Source organism: Limnohabitans sp. Bal53 (assembly GCF_003063355.1).
GTDB lineage: Bacteria > Pseudomonadota > Gammaproteobacteria > Burkholderiales > Burkholderiaceae_C > Limnohabitans_A.
Window position 1 is genome coordinate 711429 of record NZ_NESH01000002.1, and the last position, 19631, is coordinate 731059.

At 60.4% G+C, this 19631-nt stretch carries 20 protein-coding genes; 7 read left to right on the forward strand and 13 right to left on the reverse strand.

The window, feature by feature from the left end; translation table 11 throughout:
- The first annotated feature begins 9 nt into the window (after nt 1–9).
- Complete coding sequence (gene earP / locus B9Z50_RS08235) at nt 10–1080, forward strand: elongation factor P maturation arginine rhamnosyltransferase EarP (protein ID WP_108363703.1); 1071 nt, start codon at nt 10–12, stop codon at nt 1078–1080.
- Nucleotides 1081–1421: 341 nt separating this feature from the next.
- Here the strand turns inward: earP and B9Z50_RS08240 are convergent, their stop codons facing one another.
- A complete protein-coding gene (locus tag B9Z50_RS08240; RefSeq protein ID WP_199221693.1) occupies nt 1422–1676 on the reverse strand; it encodes a hypothetical protein in 255 nt (84 codons plus the stop codon).
- Between the two features lie 444 nt (nt 1677–2120).
- On the opposite strand from B9Z50_RS08240, the gene B9Z50_RS08245 reads away from it, so the two are divergent.
- The 4 genes from B9Z50_RS08245 (at nt 2121) to B9Z50_RS08260 (ending at nt 4674) form a co-directional block, all read left to right on the forward strand.
- On the forward strand, nt 2121–2594 hold the full coding sequence (locus B9Z50_RS08245; protein WP_108363144.1) for a YeeE/YedE family protein: 474 nt from the start codon (nt 2121–2123) through the stop codon (nt 2592–2594).
- Entirely contained in the window at nt 2591–3025 is a 435-nt protein-coding gene (locus tag B9Z50_RS08250; RefSeq protein ID WP_108363145.1) for a DUF6691 family protein, read from the forward strand. Before B9Z50_RS08245 ends, B9Z50_RS08250 begins: the two co-directional genes overlap by 4 nt.
- A 96-nt stretch (nt 3026–3121) precedes the next feature.
- Nucleotides 3122–3676, forward strand: coding sequence for an elongation factor P (gene efp / locus B9Z50_RS08255; RefSeq protein WP_062404128.1), 555 nt, complete (start codon nt 3122–3124; stop codon nt 3674–3676).
- A gap of 125 nt (nt 3677–3801) precedes the next feature.
- The gene (locus B9Z50_RS08260) at nt 3802–4674 is read left to right on the forward strand and encodes a TIGR00730 family Rossman fold protein (RefSeq protein WP_108363146.1); all 873 of its coding nucleotides are present in this window, start codon (nt 3802–3804) and stop codon (nt 4672–4674) included.
- Here the strand turns inward: B9Z50_RS08260 and B9Z50_RS08265 are convergent.
- From B9Z50_RS08265 to B9Z50_RS08315, 11 genes are all read right to left on the reverse strand, one after another.
- The gene (locus B9Z50_RS08265; protein ID WP_108363147.1) at nt 4656–5849 is read right to left on the reverse strand and encodes an MFS transporter; all 1194 of its coding nucleotides are present in this window, start codon (nt 5847–5849) and stop codon (nt 4656–4658) included. The genes B9Z50_RS08260 and B9Z50_RS08265 overlap by 19 nt on opposite strands.
- On the reverse strand, nt 5846–7276 hold the full coding sequence (rmuC, locus tag B9Z50_RS08270; RefSeq protein WP_108363148.1) for a DNA recombination protein RmuC: 1431 nt from the start codon (nt 7274–7276) through the stop codon (nt 5846–5848). Before rmuC ends, B9Z50_RS08265 begins: the two co-directional genes overlap by 4 nt.
- Entirely contained in the window at nt 7273–8259 is a 987-nt protein-coding gene (locus B9Z50_RS08275) for a D-glycerate dehydrogenase (RefSeq protein ID WP_108363707.1), read from the reverse strand. The genes rmuC and B9Z50_RS08275 overlap by 4 nt, the downstream gene beginning before the upstream one ends.
- A 2-nt stretch (nt 8260–8261) precedes the next feature.
- Nucleotides 8262–9683 (reverse strand): sodium:proton antiporter, encoded by a 1422-nt coding sequence (locus B9Z50_RS08280; RefSeq protein WP_108363149.1) that lies wholly within the window; start codon nt 9681–9683, stop codon nt 8262–8264.
- Nucleotides 9684–9735: 52 nt separating this feature from the next.
- Nucleotides 9736–10920: a nicotinate phosphoribosyltransferase gene (pncB, locus tag B9Z50_RS08285; RefSeq protein ID WP_108363150.1), complete on the reverse strand. Its 1185-nt coding sequence runs from the start codon at nt 10918–10920 to the stop codon at nt 9736–9738.
- Nucleotides 10921–10997: 77 nt separating this feature from the next.
- A complete protein-coding gene (locus B9Z50_RS08290; protein WP_108363151.1) occupies nt 10998–11648 on the reverse strand; it encodes an ABC transporter ATP-binding protein in 651 nt (216 codons plus the stop codon).
- A complete protein-coding gene (locus B9Z50_RS08295; protein WP_108363709.1) occupies nt 11635–12456 on the reverse strand; it encodes an ABC transporter ATP-binding protein in 822 nt (273 codons plus the stop codon). Before B9Z50_RS08295 ends, B9Z50_RS08290 begins: the two co-directional genes overlap by 14 nt.
- A gap of 160 nt (nt 12457–12616) precedes the next feature.
- On the reverse strand, nt 12617–14491 hold the full coding sequence (locus B9Z50_RS08300; protein ID WP_108363152.1) for an ABC transporter permease: 1875 nt from the start codon (nt 14489–14491) through the stop codon (nt 12617–12619).
- A 25-nt stretch (nt 14492–14516) separates the two neighbouring features.
- On the reverse strand, nt 14517–15254 hold the full coding sequence (locus B9Z50_RS08305) for a nitroreductase (protein WP_108363153.1): 738 nt from the start codon (nt 15252–15254) through the stop codon (nt 14517–14519).
- Nucleotides 15251–15691 carry a thioesterase family protein gene (locus B9Z50_RS08310; RefSeq protein WP_108363155.1) on the reverse strand — a complete coding sequence of 147 codons (441 nt, stop codon included), beginning with the start codon at nt 15689–15691 and terminating at the stop codon, nt 15251–15253. The genes B9Z50_RS08305 and B9Z50_RS08310 overlap by 4 nt, the downstream gene beginning before the upstream one ends.
- Nucleotides 15688–16617, reverse strand: a complete 930-nt coding sequence (locus B9Z50_RS08315; protein WP_108363157.1) for a histone deacetylase — start codon at nt 16615–16617, stop codon at nt 15688–15690. The genes B9Z50_RS08310 and B9Z50_RS08315 overlap by 4 nt, the downstream gene beginning before the upstream one ends.
- A 186-nt stretch (nt 16618–16803) precedes the next feature.
- On the opposite strand from B9Z50_RS08315, the gene phaP reads away from it, so the two are divergent.
- Nucleotides 16804–17337 (forward strand): phasin family protein, encoded by a 534-nt coding sequence (gene phaP, locus B9Z50_RS08320; RefSeq protein ID WP_108363159.1) that lies wholly within the window; start codon nt 16804–16806, stop codon nt 17335–17337.
- A gap of 186 nt (nt 17338–17523) precedes the next feature.
- Here phaP and B9Z50_RS08325 read toward each other — a convergent pair whose 3' ends face one another.
- Complete coding sequence (locus tag B9Z50_RS08325; RefSeq protein WP_108363711.1) at nt 17524–18414, reverse strand: patatin-like phospholipase family protein; 891 nt, start codon at nt 18412–18414, stop codon at nt 17524–17526.
- 166 nt (nt 18415–18580) lie between these two features.
- On the opposite strand from B9Z50_RS08325, the gene B9Z50_RS08330 reads away from it, so the two are divergent.
- Nucleotides 18581–19624, forward strand: coding sequence for an extracellular solute-binding protein (locus B9Z50_RS08330; protein WP_108363161.1), 1044 nt, complete (start codon nt 18581–18583; stop codon nt 19622–19624).
- Nucleotides 19625–19631 lie beyond the last annotated feature (7 nt).

Consider the following 19631-nt stretch of genomic DNA (forward strand, 5'->3'; position numbering starts at 1 on the left):
AATCGCCGCATGCAAACTGGCCAACTCTGGGACATCTTCTGCACCGTCATCGACAACCACGGCGACCTGGGCGTGTGCTGGCGGCTGACGCGCCAGTTGCGCGACGCGGGCCAGCGCGTGCGCCTTTGGGTGGACGACGCATCGGCCCTGGCCTGGATGGCCCCCACCGCCCACCAAGAGCCTGGCATTGAAGTGCGGCCGTGGGCAGATGCCAGCCAAACCAGCACCCTGCAAACGCTGCCCCCGGCGGATGTCTGGGTCGAAGCCTTTGGCTGCGACATCCCTGAAGCCTTTGTGGCGCACGGCGTAGCCACCCGAGCGCAACCACCCAAATGGATCAACCTCGAATACCTGAGCGCCGAAGACTGGGTGCCCCGCATGCACCAGCTGCCCTCACCCATCATGAGCGGCCCGGCCAAGGGCTGGACCAAGACCTTCTTTTACCCCGGCTTCACAGAGGACACGGGCGGCCTGCTGCGCGAATCCGACTTGCTGGAGCGCCAGCAAAACTTTGACCGCGCTGCCTGGCGCCAACAACACGCCCCCAACCTAGCTGCGGAGGGCCTGCTGATCAGCCTGTTCTGCTACGAACCCGCTGCCCTCCCCCAACTGCTGGCCCAACTTGTGGACACACCCCACCACCTGCTCGTCACCCCCGGCCGCCCGCTGGCGGCGGTGCAGAAAGCACTGGCGGGCATGGCTGAACACCCGTACTGGAGCGCCCTGCCCTACACCGACCAAAACGGCTTCGACGAAATGCTCTGGGCCTGCGACTTGAATTTTGTGCGTGGCGAAGACTCGCTGGTGCGGGCGCTATGGGCAGGCCAGCCCTTCATCTGGCACATTTACCCACAAGACGACAACGCCCACCACGACAAGCTGGAGGCGTTTTTGGAATGGATGCAAGCGCCGGAGAGTTTGCGCAAGGCGCATCGGGTTTGGAATGGAGTGGAAGCGGGTGAATGGCCTGCGCTCAATGCCGAAACGCTACAGATTTGGAGACAGAGCACCCAAACCAAGCGCCATCAACTTTCTGGGCAAACTGATTTGGTCACGCAACTGATCAAGTTCATGGCTTGACAACAAAAACGGAGTCAAATATCAGGGCGCGAATAGCCCCGGATTTCGTTAGACAATGGTGTGACATGGGCTGCTGAAACTATGCATTAGGCAAATGGTTCTTTTGCACCTCGACGTTGGCATCTGGCACTGGAATCTGAGCCCTTCCGAGGTGCGACCAATAAACTGTAAAGCCGAGAGCCAGTAGCAAAAGTGCAAGCCATAGCCACCACAGCTCAAGCCGATTCTTTAAAAGTTAAGTAACCCCGGAAAAAATTTCCACCGCAGCACGCTTCGCAAACGACATAACGTTTGAATTCAGCTTCCACCGAAGGTTGGCCGGTGGAATGATGTGTTGGACGTCAATTTTTCAAGGCCTCAAAATTGCCCTTCACGGCTATGGAGATGGGTTTGTATTTTGAGAAGAGCCATAGCCCGAATGCCGCAGCTGAACCCAAAAATACTGTGAAGAACACAGCAACAAGGACACCAATGAGTGGCCCACCAATGAGCCCTGTGAGCCCATGCACTGGCTGACCGTTCCATGTAACTGTGTTGTAGCCAAACATCGCTAGTACGCCAGTCATCATTCCGAATGGCAGCAGTGATGCGGACAAGCCAATGAACCATAGCTTGTAAATGGTTCCTGTGCTAATTCGTGCAATTGAGATTTTGGTAAAAATGGCGATTCTCCTCTTTAATGTCGCGCGGTTTTTCCTATGAAGCCTAACGCAATGTAGCCCGCAAAACCCGATTGATACATCCGGACCGAGTCGAAAAGTCCTTTTGATGAATGCGTTGCAAACCGTATCAGACATCGCCTTCGACCCCCATGCCTGAATTTTTGTACAGGTGTAATGCACCATAAAACCCAGCGCACCTTGTTGGCCATCCGCTGATCTTCGTCGGTCGTTGCGGAGCCAAACTATAACCTTATTAGCTACATTTCCAAAGATCACTTCCTAGCAAGATAAAAAAATTGAGAGCAACCCTGAACCCATAGCCTTCAAGCTGGATGTCCGCAAAATTGACCCGATCCGCGTGCCCGATAATCCCGACCCATGACTCTGATTGACACCCTCTTCCCCCTCGGCTGGCAGCACTACCTGCTGGGCGGCCTCACCATTGGCGCTGGCGTGGCGCTGCTGTATTTATTCAACGGCTGGGTCGGCGGCATGAGTTCCGTCTTTTCCAGCAGTTGGTCGTTCGTGTCCAAACGGGCGTTTTTTCAGCAAGAGCGCTTTGTCAGCACCCGCAACTGGCGGCTGGTTTACGCGCTGGGCGTGGTGCTGGGGGCGCTGGTTTGGCGGTTCACGCTGGCGGGTGGCGAGGCGCAGCACACCAGCGTGCCCGCCTGGCAGCTGCTGGTGGGCGGCTTTTTGGTCGGTTACGGTGCGCGTTTGGGCAATGGCTGCACATCCGGTCACGGCATTTGCGGCTTGGGCTCGTTGCAGCTGCCTTCGCTGGGCGCGGTGCTGACCTTCATGGCCACCGCTTTCATGACCGCCAACCTGATGGCTTGGAGCCTCGCATGAACAATCTGAATCCTCACACACTGTCCCTGCCCAAAGCGCTGGTCACCCTGATCGCCGGGGCCTTGTTTGGCTTTGGCCTGTCTCTGGCCACCATGGTGCAGCCCGACGTGGTTTTGAGCTTTTTGCGCTTTCAAGACTGGGGCCTGATGCTGGTCATGGGCGGCGCAGCGGGCTTGGCCATGCTGGCGTACAAAGGTTTTCCGCGCTGGCTGTCTCGCCCTTTGCTGGGTGGTGAGTTCCTCACACAACCGGCCAGCTGGGACCGCCAAACCGTGATCGGCTCTGCCATTTTTGGCATCGGCTGGGGTTTGAGCGGGGTGTGCCCCGGCCCGGCCATTGCGGCTTTGGGCACAGGCAACACCGACATCCTGTGGGCCTTGGGCGGCATTGTGCTGGGCGGACTGGCCCACGGCCTGACTGCGCGAAACTGAGCACCCGCAAGGGACCTCTGCCCGATAGCCGGCCCCACAGGTTAGAATAATGGGCTTGGCTTCAAGCCACCCCCTTTCATTTCAGACTCAATTCCTATGAAAACCGCTCAAGAAATCCGCGTCGGCAACGTCATCATGCACGGCAAAGACCCCATGGTCGTCCTGCGCACCGAATACCAACGCGGTGGCCGCGGCTCTTCCACTGTGCGCATGAAGCTCAAAAGCTTGATCGCCAACTTCGGCACCGAAGTCGTGTTCCGCGCCGACGACAAGATGGACCAGGTCATCCTGGACAAAAAAGAGTGCACCTACTCTTACTTCGCTGACCCCATGTACGTCTGCATGGACACCGATTTCAACCAGTACGAAGTCGAAGCCACCAACATGGGCGACGCTTTGAACTACCTCGAAGACGGCATGGAACTCGAAGTGGTGTTCTACAACGAGAAAGCCATCTCTGTGGAATTGCCCACCAGCGTGGTGCGCGAGATCACCTGGACAGAGCCCGCCGTCAAAGGCGACACCTCGGGCAAAGTGCTCAAGCCCGCAAAGATCGCCACCGGCATGGAAGTGCCTGTGCCTTTGTTCGTGAGCCAAGGCGACAAGATCGAGATCGACACCCGCACCGGCGAATACCGCAAGCGCGTCTGATCTTCCGATCAAGCCCCCTGATGAAAGCCCCGCAAGGGGCTTTTTTCATGGTCGATGGCGTGTCATGTGGCGTGTCTTGTGGCGTGTCTCATGGCGTGTCTTGCGGCCGGTGCACAATCGGCTCTATGCAAAGCACTCAAAACCTGAAAGACCCTTCTCTTCCGCATGCTTGGGCCGACTTGCAAGCCGAAGCCAAGCTGAGTGACTGGCTGGAGCCCGAGGCTCATCGTCTGGCCTTTGCCGATCCCGAATTTTTGTTGCGCCGCGAAACCCGGGGCATCCGCTTTCAGCTGGAAATGCTCAAGCCCGATCTGGCCCAAGCAGAAGCCGGTATTGAACACACGGTGGTCGTCTTTGGCAGCGCCCGCTTTGTGGACCGGGCCACCGCCCAAGCCCAACTTGAGGCAGCGCAGCAAAGCGGCCATGCACAGGAGCTGTCCAAAGCCCAGGCGATGGTGCGCAACGCCGAGCATTACGAAAACGCCCGCGTCTTTGCGCAAATGGTGTCCAAGGCTTGCTCTTGCCTGCCCAACGACGAAAAGCTTTTCATCTGCACAGGCGGCGGCCCCGGCATCATGGAAGCGGCCAACCGGGGCGCACAAGAGGCCGGCGCCCCCTCGGTGGCACTCAACATCGCCCTGCCCCACGAGCAACACCCCAACCCTTATGTCACGCCCGAGCTGAGCTTCAAGTTCCATTATTTTGCGCTGCGCAAAATGCACTTCATGATGCGGGCCAAGGCCTTGGTAGCGTTTCCCGGTGGCTTTGGCACGCTCGACGAGTTGTTCGAGGTCATGACGCTGGTGCAAACGCGCAAAGCCCGGCCTGTGCCGATCTTGCTGTTTGGTACTGCATTTTGGAAAGGGCTGATCAACATGGACATGCTGATCGAAGAGGGCACGATTTCAGCGCAAGACTTGGACTTATTTCACTACGTCGACACACCCGAGGCGGCCTGGCAAGCCATTTGCGATTTTTATCAACTCAAAGTGTCGTGATCCTTGGGGACTGGCGACGGTCGCAAATGCCAAGCGCCCCGGGCCCCTGAGCCCACCGCAGCGCCCACCACCCAAAACAAGGGTGCAACGCCCACCACGGCACCCAGTGAGCCAAAAAGCATAGGCATCAGCACACTCGACGCGTTGATGCTCATCAGGCGCAGGCCCAGCGCCTCGCCTTGCCTGTGCGGCGGGGTGATTTGGTGCAAGGTGCTCATGATCATGGGCTGCACCGTGCCCAGCACAAGGCCCAGCAACACCGAGCACACGCCCATGGCCGCGGCACTGGGCATGAGCGGGTAAATTGCAAACAACAAAGCCGTGCACACCATGGCACTGGTGATGATTTGGTGCTCTTTGACGTGCCGCGCAATGAAGGGCAAACACACACGAATGAAAGCTGCTGCCAAGGCGAAAGCGCCCAGGATAGACCCCACCACCGAGGCGCTGTAACCCCGCTCATGACCGAGCACCGGCACCACAAAGGTGTGCACATCCCAGCACGAAGACAGCAGCCAATTCACGCCCAACAAACGCCGCATCATGGGCTCGGCCAGCAAATCCAGCGCCCGCCGGGGGTGGGCGTTGGGCAAATCCGGCGACAGGGGTAACTCGGGTACCTTGAGCACCCAAAACCAGGTGAACAGCGGGAAAACCGCCAGCAAGAAAAAGGCCCACTGGTAGCCCGACACATGGCCCGCTTCGGGCCCAGAAAAATCGATCAACAAGCCTGCCAAGACCGGGCCAACAAAGTTGGACACCGCAGGTCCCAAAGACAACCAACTGAAGGCCACTTTGAGCTCGGCCGGGTTTTTGGCCATGCGGCCCACATGGCGTTGCAAAGCGATCACGGCCATGCCGGTGGCGCCGCCTGCGGCCAAAGCGCTGACACACATGACCGGAAAAATCGGCCAAAGCGCCGACAGCAACACACCCGAAGCGGACATCACCACGCTGATGCGCATGATTTTTTGCAAGCCCTTGCGGTCGCTGTAGCGGCCAGCCGGCAGGGCCAAAAACATGGGGGCCAAGGCAAACAAAGCCAACAAGGCCCCCACCGCCACGGCGCTGAAGCCTTGCTGCAAGGCCAGCAATGGGGTGGCCATTCGCGCGCCTGCCATGCAGGCATGCAAGAACATCTGGCCTGCGATCAGGCGGGCCAGATCAGGATTCACACCGCACCTTCTTGCCGTCCTTCAGCAGCGCCTGGCAACAGGGCTTGCGCTTGAGACTCGGGCAAGGCATCGACCTGGCGCAAGGCCCGGTTCATCACGTTGCTGCGGGTCTGGGCTTGGTCGAGCGTGTTGAGCACGGTTTGGGTCTGGTTGCGCACTTTGTCCAGCACGTCACCAAACTTGCCAAACTCGGTCTTGACCGCGCCCAGCACTTGCCAGACTTCGCTGGAGCGTTTTTCCAGCGCCAAGGTTCGAAAGCCCATTTGCAAGGCGTTGAGCATGGCCATCAGGTTGGTCGGGCCCGCCAGCGTCACGCGGTGCTCACGCTGCAGAGTTTCCATCAAACCGGGGCGGCGCAGCACTTCGGCGTACAGGCCTTCGGTGGGCAAGAACATGACCGCAAAGTCGGTGGTGTGCGGCGGCTCCAGGTACTTTTCGGCAATCGACTTGGCTTCGAGTTTGATGCGCGTCTCCAGCGCCTTGGCGCACAGCTCGGCTTGCACCGGGTCAGCGCGGCCTTGGGCTTCGAGCAGGCGCTCGTAGTCTTCGTTGGGAAACTTGGCATCAATCGGCAGCCACACGGGCTGGCCGCTGTCGGATCGACCAGGCAGGCGAATCGCAAAGTCCACCCGGTTTTTGTCGCCGGGGCGCGTGGCCACTTGCACCGCGTACTGCTCAGGCGTGAGGACTTGCTCGAGCAATGAGGCCAGCTGGGCCTCGCCAAACATGCCGCGCGTTTTCACGTTGGTCAGCAGGTGCTTGAGGTCCCCCACGCCTTGCGCCAAAGTGTTCATCTCGCCCAGCCCCTTGTGCACCTGCTCCAGGCGCTCGGCCACTTGTTTGAAGCTCTCGCCCAAGCGGGCTTGCAAGGTGGCCTGGAGTTTTTCGTCGACGGTCTGGCGCATTTCGTCCAGCTTGGCGGCATTGCTTTGCTGCAGCTGCGACAGCTGGGTTTCCATGGTGCCGCGCATCTCGGTCAGGCGGCGGGCGTTTGCCTCCGACAGCGCATTGACCTGCTGGGCCAGGCTGTCGGTCAGGCTTTTTTGCAGCAAGGCCAATTGCTGGGCCAGTGCATCAATTTGCTGATTTTGCGTGCGGGTTGCTTCGGCGCTTTGCTGCAGCAGCGATTGCTGGAACAGCGTGAGGGTTTGCATGGCCTCTTGCCGGCCTTGTACGCCGGACTGGGCGATCTCGGAGCGCAGCTCGCGCTCCAAACGCTCGCTTTGGGTCTGAACAGCTGTGAACTGCTGGTGTTGCCAGGCGGCTTGTTCGGCCATTTTTTCGGCCATTTGCACAGCACTTTGCTCGGCCAACAATTGCGCAATCTGCTCAGCCTGCGCACTGGCCGAGTTGCCGCCGCGCAGCAGCAACCAGACCAAGAGCAGCAGGTTCAGCCCGCCCAAGACCAGCAGGGCCCATTCACTCATGCAGCGGCGCCTGGCAGTGCGTTGAGCGGTGTCAGGGCTTGGCCCCCCGTCAAATAAGCCACCAGGTTGTCGGCCGCCAGCTGCGCCATGGCCATGCGGGTCTTGACGGTGCTGCTGGCAATGTGCGGCGTGAGCACCACGTTGGGCACGGTCAGCAAATCAGGGTTCAGTGCAGGCTCGCCCTCGAACACATCCAGACCGGCTGCGGCAATTTGGCCTGCAGCCAAAGCTTTGGCCAGCGCCGCGTCGTCCACAATGCCGCCGCGTGCGATGTTGACCAAGGTGGCCGTGGGCTTCATCTGTGCCAGTTCGGCCGCGCCAATGGTGTGGTGTGACTCGGCGCTGTAGGGCACGACCAGCATCACATGGTCAGCCGTTTTCAGCAATTCTTGCTTGGAGACATAACTGGCTTTGCACTCGGCTTCCAGCTCGGCGCTCAGGCGGCTGCGGTTGTGATAAATGACGTTCATGCCAAAGCCATGGGCTGCGCGGCGGGCAATGCCCTGGCCGATGCGCCCCATACCGATGATGCCGATGGTGGTGCCATGCACCTCGGCTCCGGCAAACATGTCGTAGCTCCACTTTTTCCACAAACCGGCGCGCAAATAGTGCTCGCTCTCGGTCACTCGGCGGGCTGTGGCCATAAGCAGGGCAAACCCAAAGTCGGCCGTGGTTTCGGTCAGCACATCGGGCGTATTGCTGGCCACTACCCCAGCAGCGGTCATGGCGGGCACATCGAAGTTGTTGAAGCCCACGGCCATGTTGGCCACGATGCGCAGCTGCGGGTTGGCCTGCAGCAGCGCAGCGTCGATGCGCTCGCTGCCGGTGGTCAGTGCACCCACTTTGCCTTGCATGCGGCGGGTCAGCTCTTCGCCAGACCAGACCTCGTCGGCCTGGTTGCTCTCAACTTCAAACACCTGCGCCAAAGACTGCAGGACCTCAGGGAAGATGGCGCGGGCCACCAAAATGGAAGGTTTGGACATCATTAGAACCAGATGAAACTCATGACCACGAACAACGGAATCAGGACAGCGCCAGACCACAACATGTAACCAAAGAAGCTGGGCATTTTCACGCCACGGTCTTCGGCGATGGCTTTGACCATCAGGTTGGGCGCATTACCGATGTAGGTGTTGGCGCCCATGAACACGGCACCGGCAGAAATGGCGGCCAGCGTCGGGGCCAGTGTGGTCATCAGAACCTGCGGGTCACCTCCAGCGGTGTTAAAGAAGACCAAATAAGTGGGCGCATTGTCCAAGAAGGAACTGAGCAAGCCTGTGATCCAGAAGTACATCATCACATTGGGGCTGCCATCGGGCTGAGTCACCGCGGCGACCACCGCCCCAAAAGGCCCATTAGCTCCCGCCTTGAGCATGGCAATGACCGGGATGATGGTCAAGAAAATGCCCGCGAACAATTTGGCCACTTCGGCCATGGGGGCCCAACCGAATTGGTTGTCCTCGTGCACCTTAAAGGGGGTGATTTTGAGCGACAAGAACGTCAAGGCAATCAGACCCAGATCACGCAAAACGCCAGGCAAGCCAACTTCGGTGCCGTAGATATTGAAAGACACCGGTGATTTCCAGAATCCGCTCATCAACACCAAGGCGACCACGGCGCCGAGCAGCCAGAAGTTGATGGCCCCGTCAAAACCAATGGCTTTGGAGTCGGGGGTCGGGTCTTGAGGCAAGACCTCTTCACGGCGATGGCAGTACCAAGAATCGAGAACAAAAAAGATGGCCAGCAAACTGCCCACGAGGAACAAGGTCTCAGGGAAGATGGTTTTGATCGTCCAGAAGAAGTCAACGCCCTTCAAGAAGCCCAAAAACAAAGGCGGATCGCCCAAAGGCGTCAAGGAGCCGCCTGCGTTGGAGACAATGAAGATGAAAAACACCACCACATGGGCCACATGCTTGCGGTTGTCGTTGGCCCGGATCAAGGGGCGAATCAGCAACATGGAGGCACCGGTGGTGCCCATGAAACTGGCCAACACCGCACCAATTGCCAAAATGGCGGTATTCAAGCCAGGGCTGCCGTGCAAATTACCTCGGATGAAAATGCCACCCGACACGGTGAACAAGGCGGTGAGCAAGATGATGAAGGGAATGTATTCGGCAAACAGGGCGTGAACTGTGTTCGCCCCTGCTGCTGCCGGTCCAAAGATGACAGCAAATGGCAGCAAAAACGCCAAGCCCCAAGCGGCGGCCACTTTACCGTAATGGTGGTGCCAAAAGTGCGGCACCAGCAAGGGCATCAAGGCGATCGACAACAAAATGCCTGCAAAAGGCACCCCCCACAAGACAGACAGCTGAGCGCCATCGAAATCGGCGGCCCAAACCCCGCCTGACATGGCCAGCAATACTGGTAAAGCCAGCCAAGCGGTCCATCGTGTCCCCAAAAGCTTCATGGTGCAAATCTCCAAATGAATGAAACTGATATTAACGGTGAAAGTTCCCGATTCAGGTGCCCGGTGAGACTTCAAAAACCTGGCGCAAGTAAGCCAGGTATTTTTCGTCGTCACACATGCCCTTGCCCGGTGTGTCGGACAACTTGGCCACGGGCTGGCCATTGCAACGGGTCATTTTGATGACGATTTGCAGCGGCTCGTAACCCAAGTCGTTTGTGAGGTTGGTGCCCACGCCAAAGGCCAGCTGGCAGCGGTCGTGGAACTGTTGGTATAGCTCAATGGTGCGCGGAATGGTCAGGCCGTCACTGAAAATCAGCGTCTTGGTTTTCGGGTCGACCCGGTTGTGTTGGTAGTGCGCGATCATGCGCTCGCCCCAGCTGAACGGGTCACCGCTATCGTGGCGGGCACCGTCAAACAGTTTGCAGAAATACAGGTCAAAGTCGCGCAAAAATGCGTTGAAACCATACACATCGCTCAGCGCAATGCCCAGGTCGCCCCGGTACTCCTTGGCCCAAGACTCAAAGGCAAACACCTGGCTGTCGCGCAAACGCGGACCCAAGGCCTGGCAGGCCTGCAAATACTCGTGCGCCATGGTGCCCAAGGGCGTCAGGCCCAGCAAATAGGCGTAGTACACATTACTGGTGCCTGCAAACTGGCCGCTCGGGCCAGTGCCCAGACGGGCGGACAGCACGCGCAGCACCTCTTCGTGCCAGGCGCGGGAAAAACGGCGGCGCGTGCCGTAGTCGGCGATCTTGAGGGTTTCAAGGCCTGGGGCCTGCAGCTGCGCGATTTTGGTGTCCAGGCGACGGCGGCCCTCCATCAGGTCGGGCACTTTTTGGGTATTTCGGAAGTACACCTCGTTGACGATGGCCAGCACCGGGATCTCGAACAAAATCGTGTGCAGCCAAGGCCCCTGGATGGTGATATCGATCTCACCGGAGGGCAGCGCCGTGACCATGACGGACTTTTCATTGAGCCTGAACAAGCCCAGAAAGTCGACAAAGTCGCTCTTGATGAAACGCAGCGATCGCAGGTACTGCAGCTCAGCCTCTTTGAAGTTCAGGCTGCACAGGGAACGGATTTCCCGGCGAATCTCTTCAACAAACGGCGCCAAAGGCACGCCCGGGTTGCGGCACTTGAACTTGTACTCGACCTGCGCCCCCGGAAACTGGTGCAGCACGACCTGCATCATGGTGAATTTGTACAGGTCGGTGTCGAGCAGGCTGGTGATGATCATGGTTTTTGTCTCTGGCGGCTGGGGCCGCTCGTTGTTGCAAGGCAGTGTAAGGGATGGCCCACCCCGTCAAGGCAGGCTCATGCTCCCGAGTCCATGCGCCCGCTGGTCAGCACCAGCACCCGCTGCGCGTGCCGGGCCAGGATGTTGTTTTGCTCGGCCACCAGCATGGCCACACCTTCGCGGGCCAGTTGCAGCAAGGCGTCTCGCATGGCCGCCACCAGCACTGGGGCGATGCCCTCACAAGGCTCGTCCAACAGCAGCAGGCGCGGGCCGGTCATCAGGGTGCGGGCCAGCGCCAGCATTTGTTGCTCGCCGCCGCTCATCTGGCTGGCCGGGCGGTGCAGCATGGTTTGCAACTGTGGAAACAAAGCCATCACGCGCTCAAAGCGCTGTGCAGGCGTGGCTTGAGCGCTTGAGCCCGAGGGTGCGGCGATCCAGAGGTTTTCTTTCACCGACAAGCCGGTGAACAAGCGACGGTCTTCGGCGACGAACCCCAAGCCTGCCTGGGCGCGGCGGTGTGCAGGCCAAGTTTGGATGGACTCGTTTTGCCAGGTGATGCGGCCTTGCGCACGGGGGCCGATGCCGATCAGGCTTTGCAGCAAGGTCGATTTACCCGCGCCGTTCAGGCCCTGAATCACGACCAACTCGCCCTCGCCCACCGACAAACTCACGTCGAACAAGGCTTGGGCTTGGCCATACCAGGCGTTCAGGCTTTCAACCTTGAGCATCGCGCAGGCCTTTCATGTCAAAGTCGAGTCCCAAGTAGCGCTCGCGCACCTGCGGATCTTGCGCCACCACGTCGGGCAGGCCGTCGGCCACCAATCGGCCTTGCATCAGCACCAGCACCCGGTCGGCCACGCCAAACACGGCGTCCATGTTGTGTTCGGTGTAGAGCACCGTCACGCCTTGCGAGGCCACCTGGCGCACCAGCGCCATCATGTCGGCCCGCTCGGCCAGAGCCAGCCCTGCTGCAGGCTCGTCCAGCAGCAGCAAAGATGGCGCCGCATGGGGAACTTGATGGGCCACAGCGCCGGACTCAAGCTCGGGCAAGCCCGCCAGCGCCATGGCCAGCTCCAAGCGCTTTTTTGCGCCATAAGGCAAATCGGCCACGGTGGCGTGGGCCTGGGCTTGCAAGCCCGCTTGCGCGGCCAGTCGCAGCGCCCGCTCGGGCTGGCGGCGGTCCAGACGGTCCCACCAGGTCAGTGACTGGGCACCGCGCAGCACCAGCTGGATGTTTTGCAACACGGTGAGCGCCTCAAAGGTTTGCGCCACCTGAAAAGTGCGGGCCACGCCCAAGCGCTGGCGCTCGGCAGGCGGTTTGGCCAACAAAGACTGGCCTTGCCACAGCACCTCACCCACGGTGGGCACCTGCTGGCCAGCCAGGCAAGCAAAACAGGTCGACTTGCCCGCGCCGTTGGGGCCGATCAGGGCCACGCACTGGCCTGCGGGCACAGAGAAGTCCACACCGTCCAACGCCCGCACACCACCAAAGTGTTTGGACAGGCCCTTGACCTGCAAAACTGTTGAAAGGCTCATGCGCACCCCCTTGGATTGCCGCGCTTCGCTCGCCATGACATGTCACGCGTCATCGCGAGGCAAGATGCGACCCATGGATTGCCGCGCTTCGCTCGCCATGACGGGGGACGTGTCATCGCGAGGCACGAAGCGATCCATTTTGGGCTGAAGGAGGCGCGCATCATGCCAATACCCCCTTGCGACCCAAACGCCGATCTGCCCACAAGGACTGCACACCACCCAATACGCCACTGGGGGCCAGCACCATGACCAACATGATCACCAGACCCAACACGCCGCGCCAATAATCCAGGCCTTGCCCCAACTCGGCCCCGCCCCAAACCAAGAGTGCACTGCCCACAGCCGAGCCCCAAAGCTGATGCACGCCTCCCAGCAAAATCACCAGCAGCGCATCAACCGACATGGCAACCGAAGCGACCGATGGAAACACGGCCCCTTTGAAGGCAGCCCACAAACCGCCGGCGAGGCCCGCCAAGGTGGCGCTGGCCACAAACACCTGGTAGCGCAGAGCCTGGACAGGCAAACCACTGGCCGCAGCACGCAGCGGCGCGTCCCGCACAGCCTGCAAAGCCGCGCCCCGACTGGAGCGGGCCACGCGGGCCATACCCGCCAAAGCCACGAGCATGAAGACGCACAGCGCCGCGTCCCACAGGGCACGCGACTCGGGTGCGATCAAACGCAGGCCAATCAGGCCGTTGTCGCCCCCGGTAAGCCCCACCCACTGTGTGGCCCCCGCCCAAATCATTTGCGCCAGCGCCAGCGACAGCATGGCCAGGTACACCCCACTGCTGCGCACCACCAAAGCGCCAAAGGCCAAAGCCACGGCCAGCGCCAGCGCCATGCCCGCGGCCAAAGCGGCCGGCAAATCCGCACCCCAGTGCAGATGCGACAGCGCGGCGCCATAGGCCCCCAGCGCAAAAAACGCCGCATGGCCAAAACTGACCAAGCCGCCCAAAGCCATCATCCACTGCAGGCTCAGGCCAAACAGCATCATCACCATCACGTCTTCGGCCAGGCTGCGGCCGTAATCGCCCTGCCCCCAGGCCAGCAGCGTGAGGCCGACAAAGATCGCGACAAACAGCGCCCGGCCCCAAAGAGCCACAGGCCACAGCGCAAACACCGGCACGCTTTCGCGTTGCTCGGCATGCGCGGCCGATCCGGCCAGGCCCTGCGGCCGCCAAACCAGCACCACGGCCATGGTCAAAAACACCAACACCAAAGTCGCTTGCGGGAAAAAGCTCAGACCCAAAGCGTGGATCACGCCAATCAGCACCGCCGCCACAAAAGCCCCGCCAATGCTGCCCAAGCCCCCTGTGACCACGACCACAAAGGTCTCAACCACCACGTTCACATCCATTTGCAAGTGCGCCGGCTCGCGCGGCAATTGCAGCGCCCCGGCCAAGCCCGCCAAGCCGCAGCCCAGCATCACCACGCCCAGCATGAGCGGCGCGGGGTTCACACCCAGCGCGCCCAACATCTCGCGGTCTTGGGTGGCGGCTTTCACGCGATGGCCCCACAGCGTGCGCGTGAGCAAGAGGTGCAGGCCCAGCCAGACCAAGGGGCCCAGCGCCAAAGTGAACAATTGCCAGGTCGGGAAAAACGACTCGCCCAGCTCGATCGCGCCTTTGAGGCCCGGAAAGCGTGGCGCGAACACCTCCTCCGGGCCAAAGAACCAACGCATCGCGTCGTGCAGCGCCAGCGTCAAGCCAAAGGTGGCCACCAGTTGGTAGAGCTGAGGGGCGTGGCGCATGCGCCTGAGCAGTGTGACTTCGGTCACGGCCCCCAAAATGGCAGCCACACAGGCGCCCATCAAAATGACCGCGCCATAACCCCAAGCGGTATCCGCCATGTCGGGCCACCAGTTCGTCACCGCATGCGCCGACCATAAAGCGCCCAGCATGAAGAAGCTGCCGTGCGCAAAATTGACGATCCGGGTCACGCCAAAAATCAGCGTCAGGCCAGAGGCCATCAAGAACAAGGTGGTGGCGTGGCTCAGGCCATTGAGCAGTTGCAGCGCCAGTACTTCGAATCCCAAACCAGGCCCTTGTCTTTAAAAAGTGTCAATCCACCCAGTGGGTGAAGTCTTGGGCAGGCACGCGAGTGGTCTGGAAGGTGTTAACCAGCGCCGACTCGTCGGCATAGCCCAGCGACATGCCGCAGACCACCATCTCGTTGTCACCCGCACCGACCAGCGGCAAGATGATTTTGGAAAAACCGTTCCAGGCCGCTTGCGGGCAGGTGTGCAGGCCCCGCGAGCGGGCGGCCACCATGATGCTCTGCAAGAACATGCCGTAATCGAGCAAACTGCCCCGGCCCATCACCTTGTCGATGGTGAAGATCAGGCCCACTGGCGCGTCAAAAAACCGAAAGTTTTTCTGGTGCTGCGCGTGCATCATGGCTTTGTCACCCTTGCTAATGCCCAGCACGCCATACAGGCCAAAACCGCACTCGCGGCGGCGGTCGATGTAGGGGCTGACCCATTTTTCAGGGTAATAGTCGTAGGCCTCGGCGTATTCAGGGGCCAATGCAGGGTTGGCGCTGATGGCGTCGTGCGCGGCGCAGGTCTTGGCCACCAGCTCATCGCGCTTGGCGCCTTGCAGCACATAGACCTTCCAAGGCTGGGTGTTGGTGCCGCTGGGCGAGCGTGCCGCAACGCTCAGCACCTCTTGCAACACGCTGAGCTCCACCGCTTGGGGCAGGTAGGCACGGGCAGAAAAGCGGCTCAAGATGGCCGCGTCCACGCTCGCGGGGTCGTTCACGCGGGTGCTGACCTGGGGTCCGATGGGGGAAATGCTCATGTCAATGTCTCCAAAAATGCTTTGAGTGCGGCGGGCAGGGGCACAGGGCGGCGGGTCTCGCGGTCCACGTACACATGCACAAAGTGGCCTCGGGCGGCGGTCAGTTCATCACCTTGCGCAAACAGACCCACCTCGTATAGCACGCTGGACGTGCCCAGCTTGGCCACGCGGATGCCTGCGTCAATGGTTTGAGGAAAGGCCAGGGGCGCGAAGTAAAAACACTGGGTTTCCACCACCAGGCCGATGGTGCTGCCCGCGTGGATGTCGAGCACGCCCTGCTCGATCAGGGTGGCGTTCACAGCGGTGTCGAACCAGCTGTAATACACCACATTGTTCACATGGCCGTAGACGTCGTTGTCCATCCAGCGGGTGCTGATGGGGCGAAATGCCCTATAGCTGCTGCGAGCGTCGGCTTGGGGTTTGGTGGGCGTGTTCATCGCCCGAGATTGTGCCAGCGTTGCCAATAGCCCAAAGCCACATCCCAGGTCTGCATTTGCACCTGCACCGTGGTCTCGATGTCGTGGCCGTAACCCCCGCCCATGCACAACACCACAGGCAGCCTGCGTTGCCAGGCCCAGTCCATCACCACCCGGTCGCGGGCTTGCATGCCATCCATCGTCAATTTGAGGCGGCCCAACCGATCGCCCTCGTGCGGATCGGCTCCGGCCAGGTAAATGACCAGCTGCGGATCAAAACGGTCTTGCAGGGTTTGCAGGGCCTGGTGCAAGGCCTCCAAATAAGGCTCGTCGGTACAGCCGTCCGGCAGGCCCACGTCCAGATCGCTCGGCTCCTTGCGGAAAGGAAAGTTCTTTTCGCCGTGCAGCGACAGGGTGAACACGCTGGGGTCGTTGGCAAACACATGCGCCGTGCCATTGCCCTGGTGCACGTCCAGATCGATCACCGCCACCTTCATCTGCTGGCGGTGGTGCCGCCAGGCCTCAGCCTGCATCAAGCGAGCCGTCACGGCAATGTCGTTGAACACACAAAAGCCCCCGCCCTTGTGCGCATAGGCGTGGTGCGTGCCGCCGGCCAGGTTGCCCGCCACACCTTGCGCCAAGGCATCGCGGGCGGCCGCGACCGTAGCCCCGACCGAGCGGCGCGCCCGCTCGGCCATGGCGGGGCTCCAAGGAAAGCCAATCTCGCGCTGCAAGGCGGGCTCAAGGCCACCGGTGGCCACCCCCTGGATGTAGGCGGGCGTGTGCACCAGCGCCAGCTCACCGTCGCTCGCAGCCGGGGCCTCGCGCATGACAACAGCCGGCAGCTCTTGCGTCAGGCGATCGCGCAAGCGGCTGTATTTGCGCATCGGAAAGCGGTGGCCTTCAGGCAGGGGCAAGACAAAGTGGTCGGCGTAGTAAGCGTGCATGGTTTGATTCTGAGCAAGGCGATTCTAGAAAACCCTCTCTAAACTGAGCCACGTGTGGGCCCATCCCCTTGCAATGCTCAGTAGAAACCCTAAAATTCAACCCATGCTGCACTGCAACAAAGTTGTACGGCCCAAGCCAGTTACGGCGCAGTCTTCTTGAAATCAAACCTTTATCTGGAGCCCCTCATGATGACACCCGAACAAATCGTTGCCTCGCAAAAAGCCAATGTGGAAACCCTTTTTGGCCTGACCGCCAAAGCCTTCGAAGGCGTGGAAAAAATGGTTGAACTGAACCTGAGCGTGGCCAAAGCCGCCCTGGACGAGTCGGCCAACAACACCCAAGCCGCTCTGAGCGTGAAAGACGCCCAAGAACTGCTGGCCATGCAAGCCAACCTGTTCCAGCCTTTGGCTGAGAAAACCGCCGCTTACAGCCGCCACCTGTACGACATCGCTTCGGGCACCAGCAGCGAATTCACCAAAGCCTTCGAAGCCCAAAGTGCCGCTGCACAAAAGCAGTTCGCCACTTTGGTGGACAGCGCCGCTCAAAACGCCCCAGCAGGCTCCGAGCAAGCCGTGGCCATGATGAAGGGTGCCGTGACCGCCGCCAACAACGCTTTCGAATCGGTGCAAAAAGCCGTCAAGCAAGCCACCGATCTGGCTGAGACCAACCTGGCTGCCGTGACCCAAACCGCCGCACCTAAGGCTGCCAAGAAGAAGTGATTTTTAACCGGCAGGTTTTGCAAGGATCTGCCGCTTTTTTGCAAGTTGTCTCCTCGGATCTCTTTGAATTTCATCAGGGAAACAGGGATCCCTTCCAGGGCTGATCGCAAGATCGGCCTTTTTTTTGGTTGCGCACGCAGATCGCTGTGCTTGGCTCACCCCAACTTGCTACGGGGACATTTCACATCAACGCCCCTCTTCAAACTGGGCCAAACGCGCTTTCAACGCGGGCAAAGCTGCTCGCATCGCCACCCGCCCGGCTTCAATGGCACGCAAACGGGCGCTGAAATCTGCGCTTTTGACGCCTGACAAAGCGGGCCGGATCACCAAGTCGGCCTCTTTGAGTGCCAATGTGTTGATGCTTTTGCCCATGATGGCAAAGGTCTGCATCAGGATCTGGAAGGTGTCGCCATACGGATTGCCTTCCGGGTCACTCGAGATGTCCACCGCAATCACAAAGTTGGCCCCCATCTCACGCGTCTGGCGCACTGGCACAGGTGATACCAGCCCCCCATCCACGTACTCACGGTCGCCCAGCCGCACCGGCTGAAACACCGCAGGCACCGCACTCGAGGCCCGCACGGCTGCGCCCGTGTTGCCGCGCCTGAAAGTGATGGCCTGGCCGCTGGCCAGATCGGTGGCCACCACACCCAGTGGAATTTGCATTTGTTCCAGGGTCTTACCGCCAACCTGGGTGTTCACGTACTTGGCCAAGGCCTCGCCACGCAAAGCCCCCCGGTTCAAAATGGGCAGCATCCAGTCGGTGATCTCGGCTTCTTGCATGGATTCGGCCACGCGCACCAACTCCGCCGGGTTTTTGCCACTGGCGTACAAGGCCGCCACCAAACTGCCCGCCGAGGTGCCCGCCACATGGCTGGGCCTGAGCCCCGCCTCCTCCAGCACCTGGATCACGCCCACATGCGCAAAACCGCGCGCTGCGCCACCGCCCAGCGCCAGCCCCAACCGCACCTCACGCCGCTCGGCCGTGGGCGTCGAACTGGGCTCTTGCGGCTTGGTGGTCTGCAAGCTGCCGCAGGCCGTTAACAGGACCGCTGTCAGCACAACGCCCAAATGCATGCCTGCTCGACCGATCCAAGCGCTCAGCGCGCCTTCAGCGGATGCTTGCAACTTCGGTCCATGAACAATCCCTGACACTTTTTCCATTTACTCTCCAAATCTTATTGATAATGATTCGCATTTGATATAGACTTGCGACATCGAACCACTCTGTCCAAAACAAACCATGACATTGACCCAATCCCTTTTGAGCATCGCCTGCCTCCTGAGCACCGCATCGGCTATGGCGCAGGACAAAGTGCTGAACATTTACTCTGCCCGCCACTACCCGACCGATGAGGTCATGTACAGCGACTTCACCAAGGCCACCGGCATCAAAATCAACCGTGTGGACGCCGACGATGCCGGTATTCTCGCCCGACTCAAGGCAGAGGGCGCAGCCTCCCCCGCCGATGTGATTTTGCTGGTGGACGCCGCCCGCCTGTGGCGCGCCGAGGTCGATGGCCTTTTCCTGCCCATCAAATCGGCCAAACTTGAAGAAGCCATTCCGGCCAACTTGCGCGCCAAGCCCGCCGACAACGGTGGCACCGCTTGGTTTGGCCTGTCCACCCGGGCGCGTGTGATCGTGTACGACAAGCTCAAGTTCAGCAAAACAGACGTAGACAGCTACGAGAAGCTGGCCGATGCCGAGTTCAAGGGCAGTTTGTGCATCCGCAGCGGCTCACACCCCTACAACCTGAGCCTGTTTGGCGCCATGACCGAGCACCTGGGTCCTCAAAAAACCGAAGCTTGGCTCAAAGGCTTGGTGGACAACATGGCCCGCAGCCCCAAGGGCGGTGACACCGACCAGATCAAGGGCGTGGCCTCGGGCGAATGCGGCGTCGCCGTCACCAACACCTACTACCTGGCCCGCATGATGCGGTCAAGCAACCCGGCCGACAAAGCCGTGACCGAAAAAATCGGAGTGGTCTTTCCCAACCAGAGCAGCTGGGGCACACACGTCAACGTGGCCGGTGGCGCAGTCGCACGGCATGCCAAAAACACCAACAACGCCATCAAGTTCCTCGAATACCTGGCCAGCCCGGCAGCACAAAACCACTTTGCCAACGGCAACAACGAGTGGCCAGCGGCCAAAGGCGTGAGCTTTGACAACCCGGCCCTCAAAGCCATGACTGGCGGCAGCTTCAAGAGCGAATTGCTCCCGATCAGCGCCGTGGGCATGAACCAGATCAAGGTGCAGCAAATGCTGGACCGGGTGGGTTTCAAGTAAAGCCACG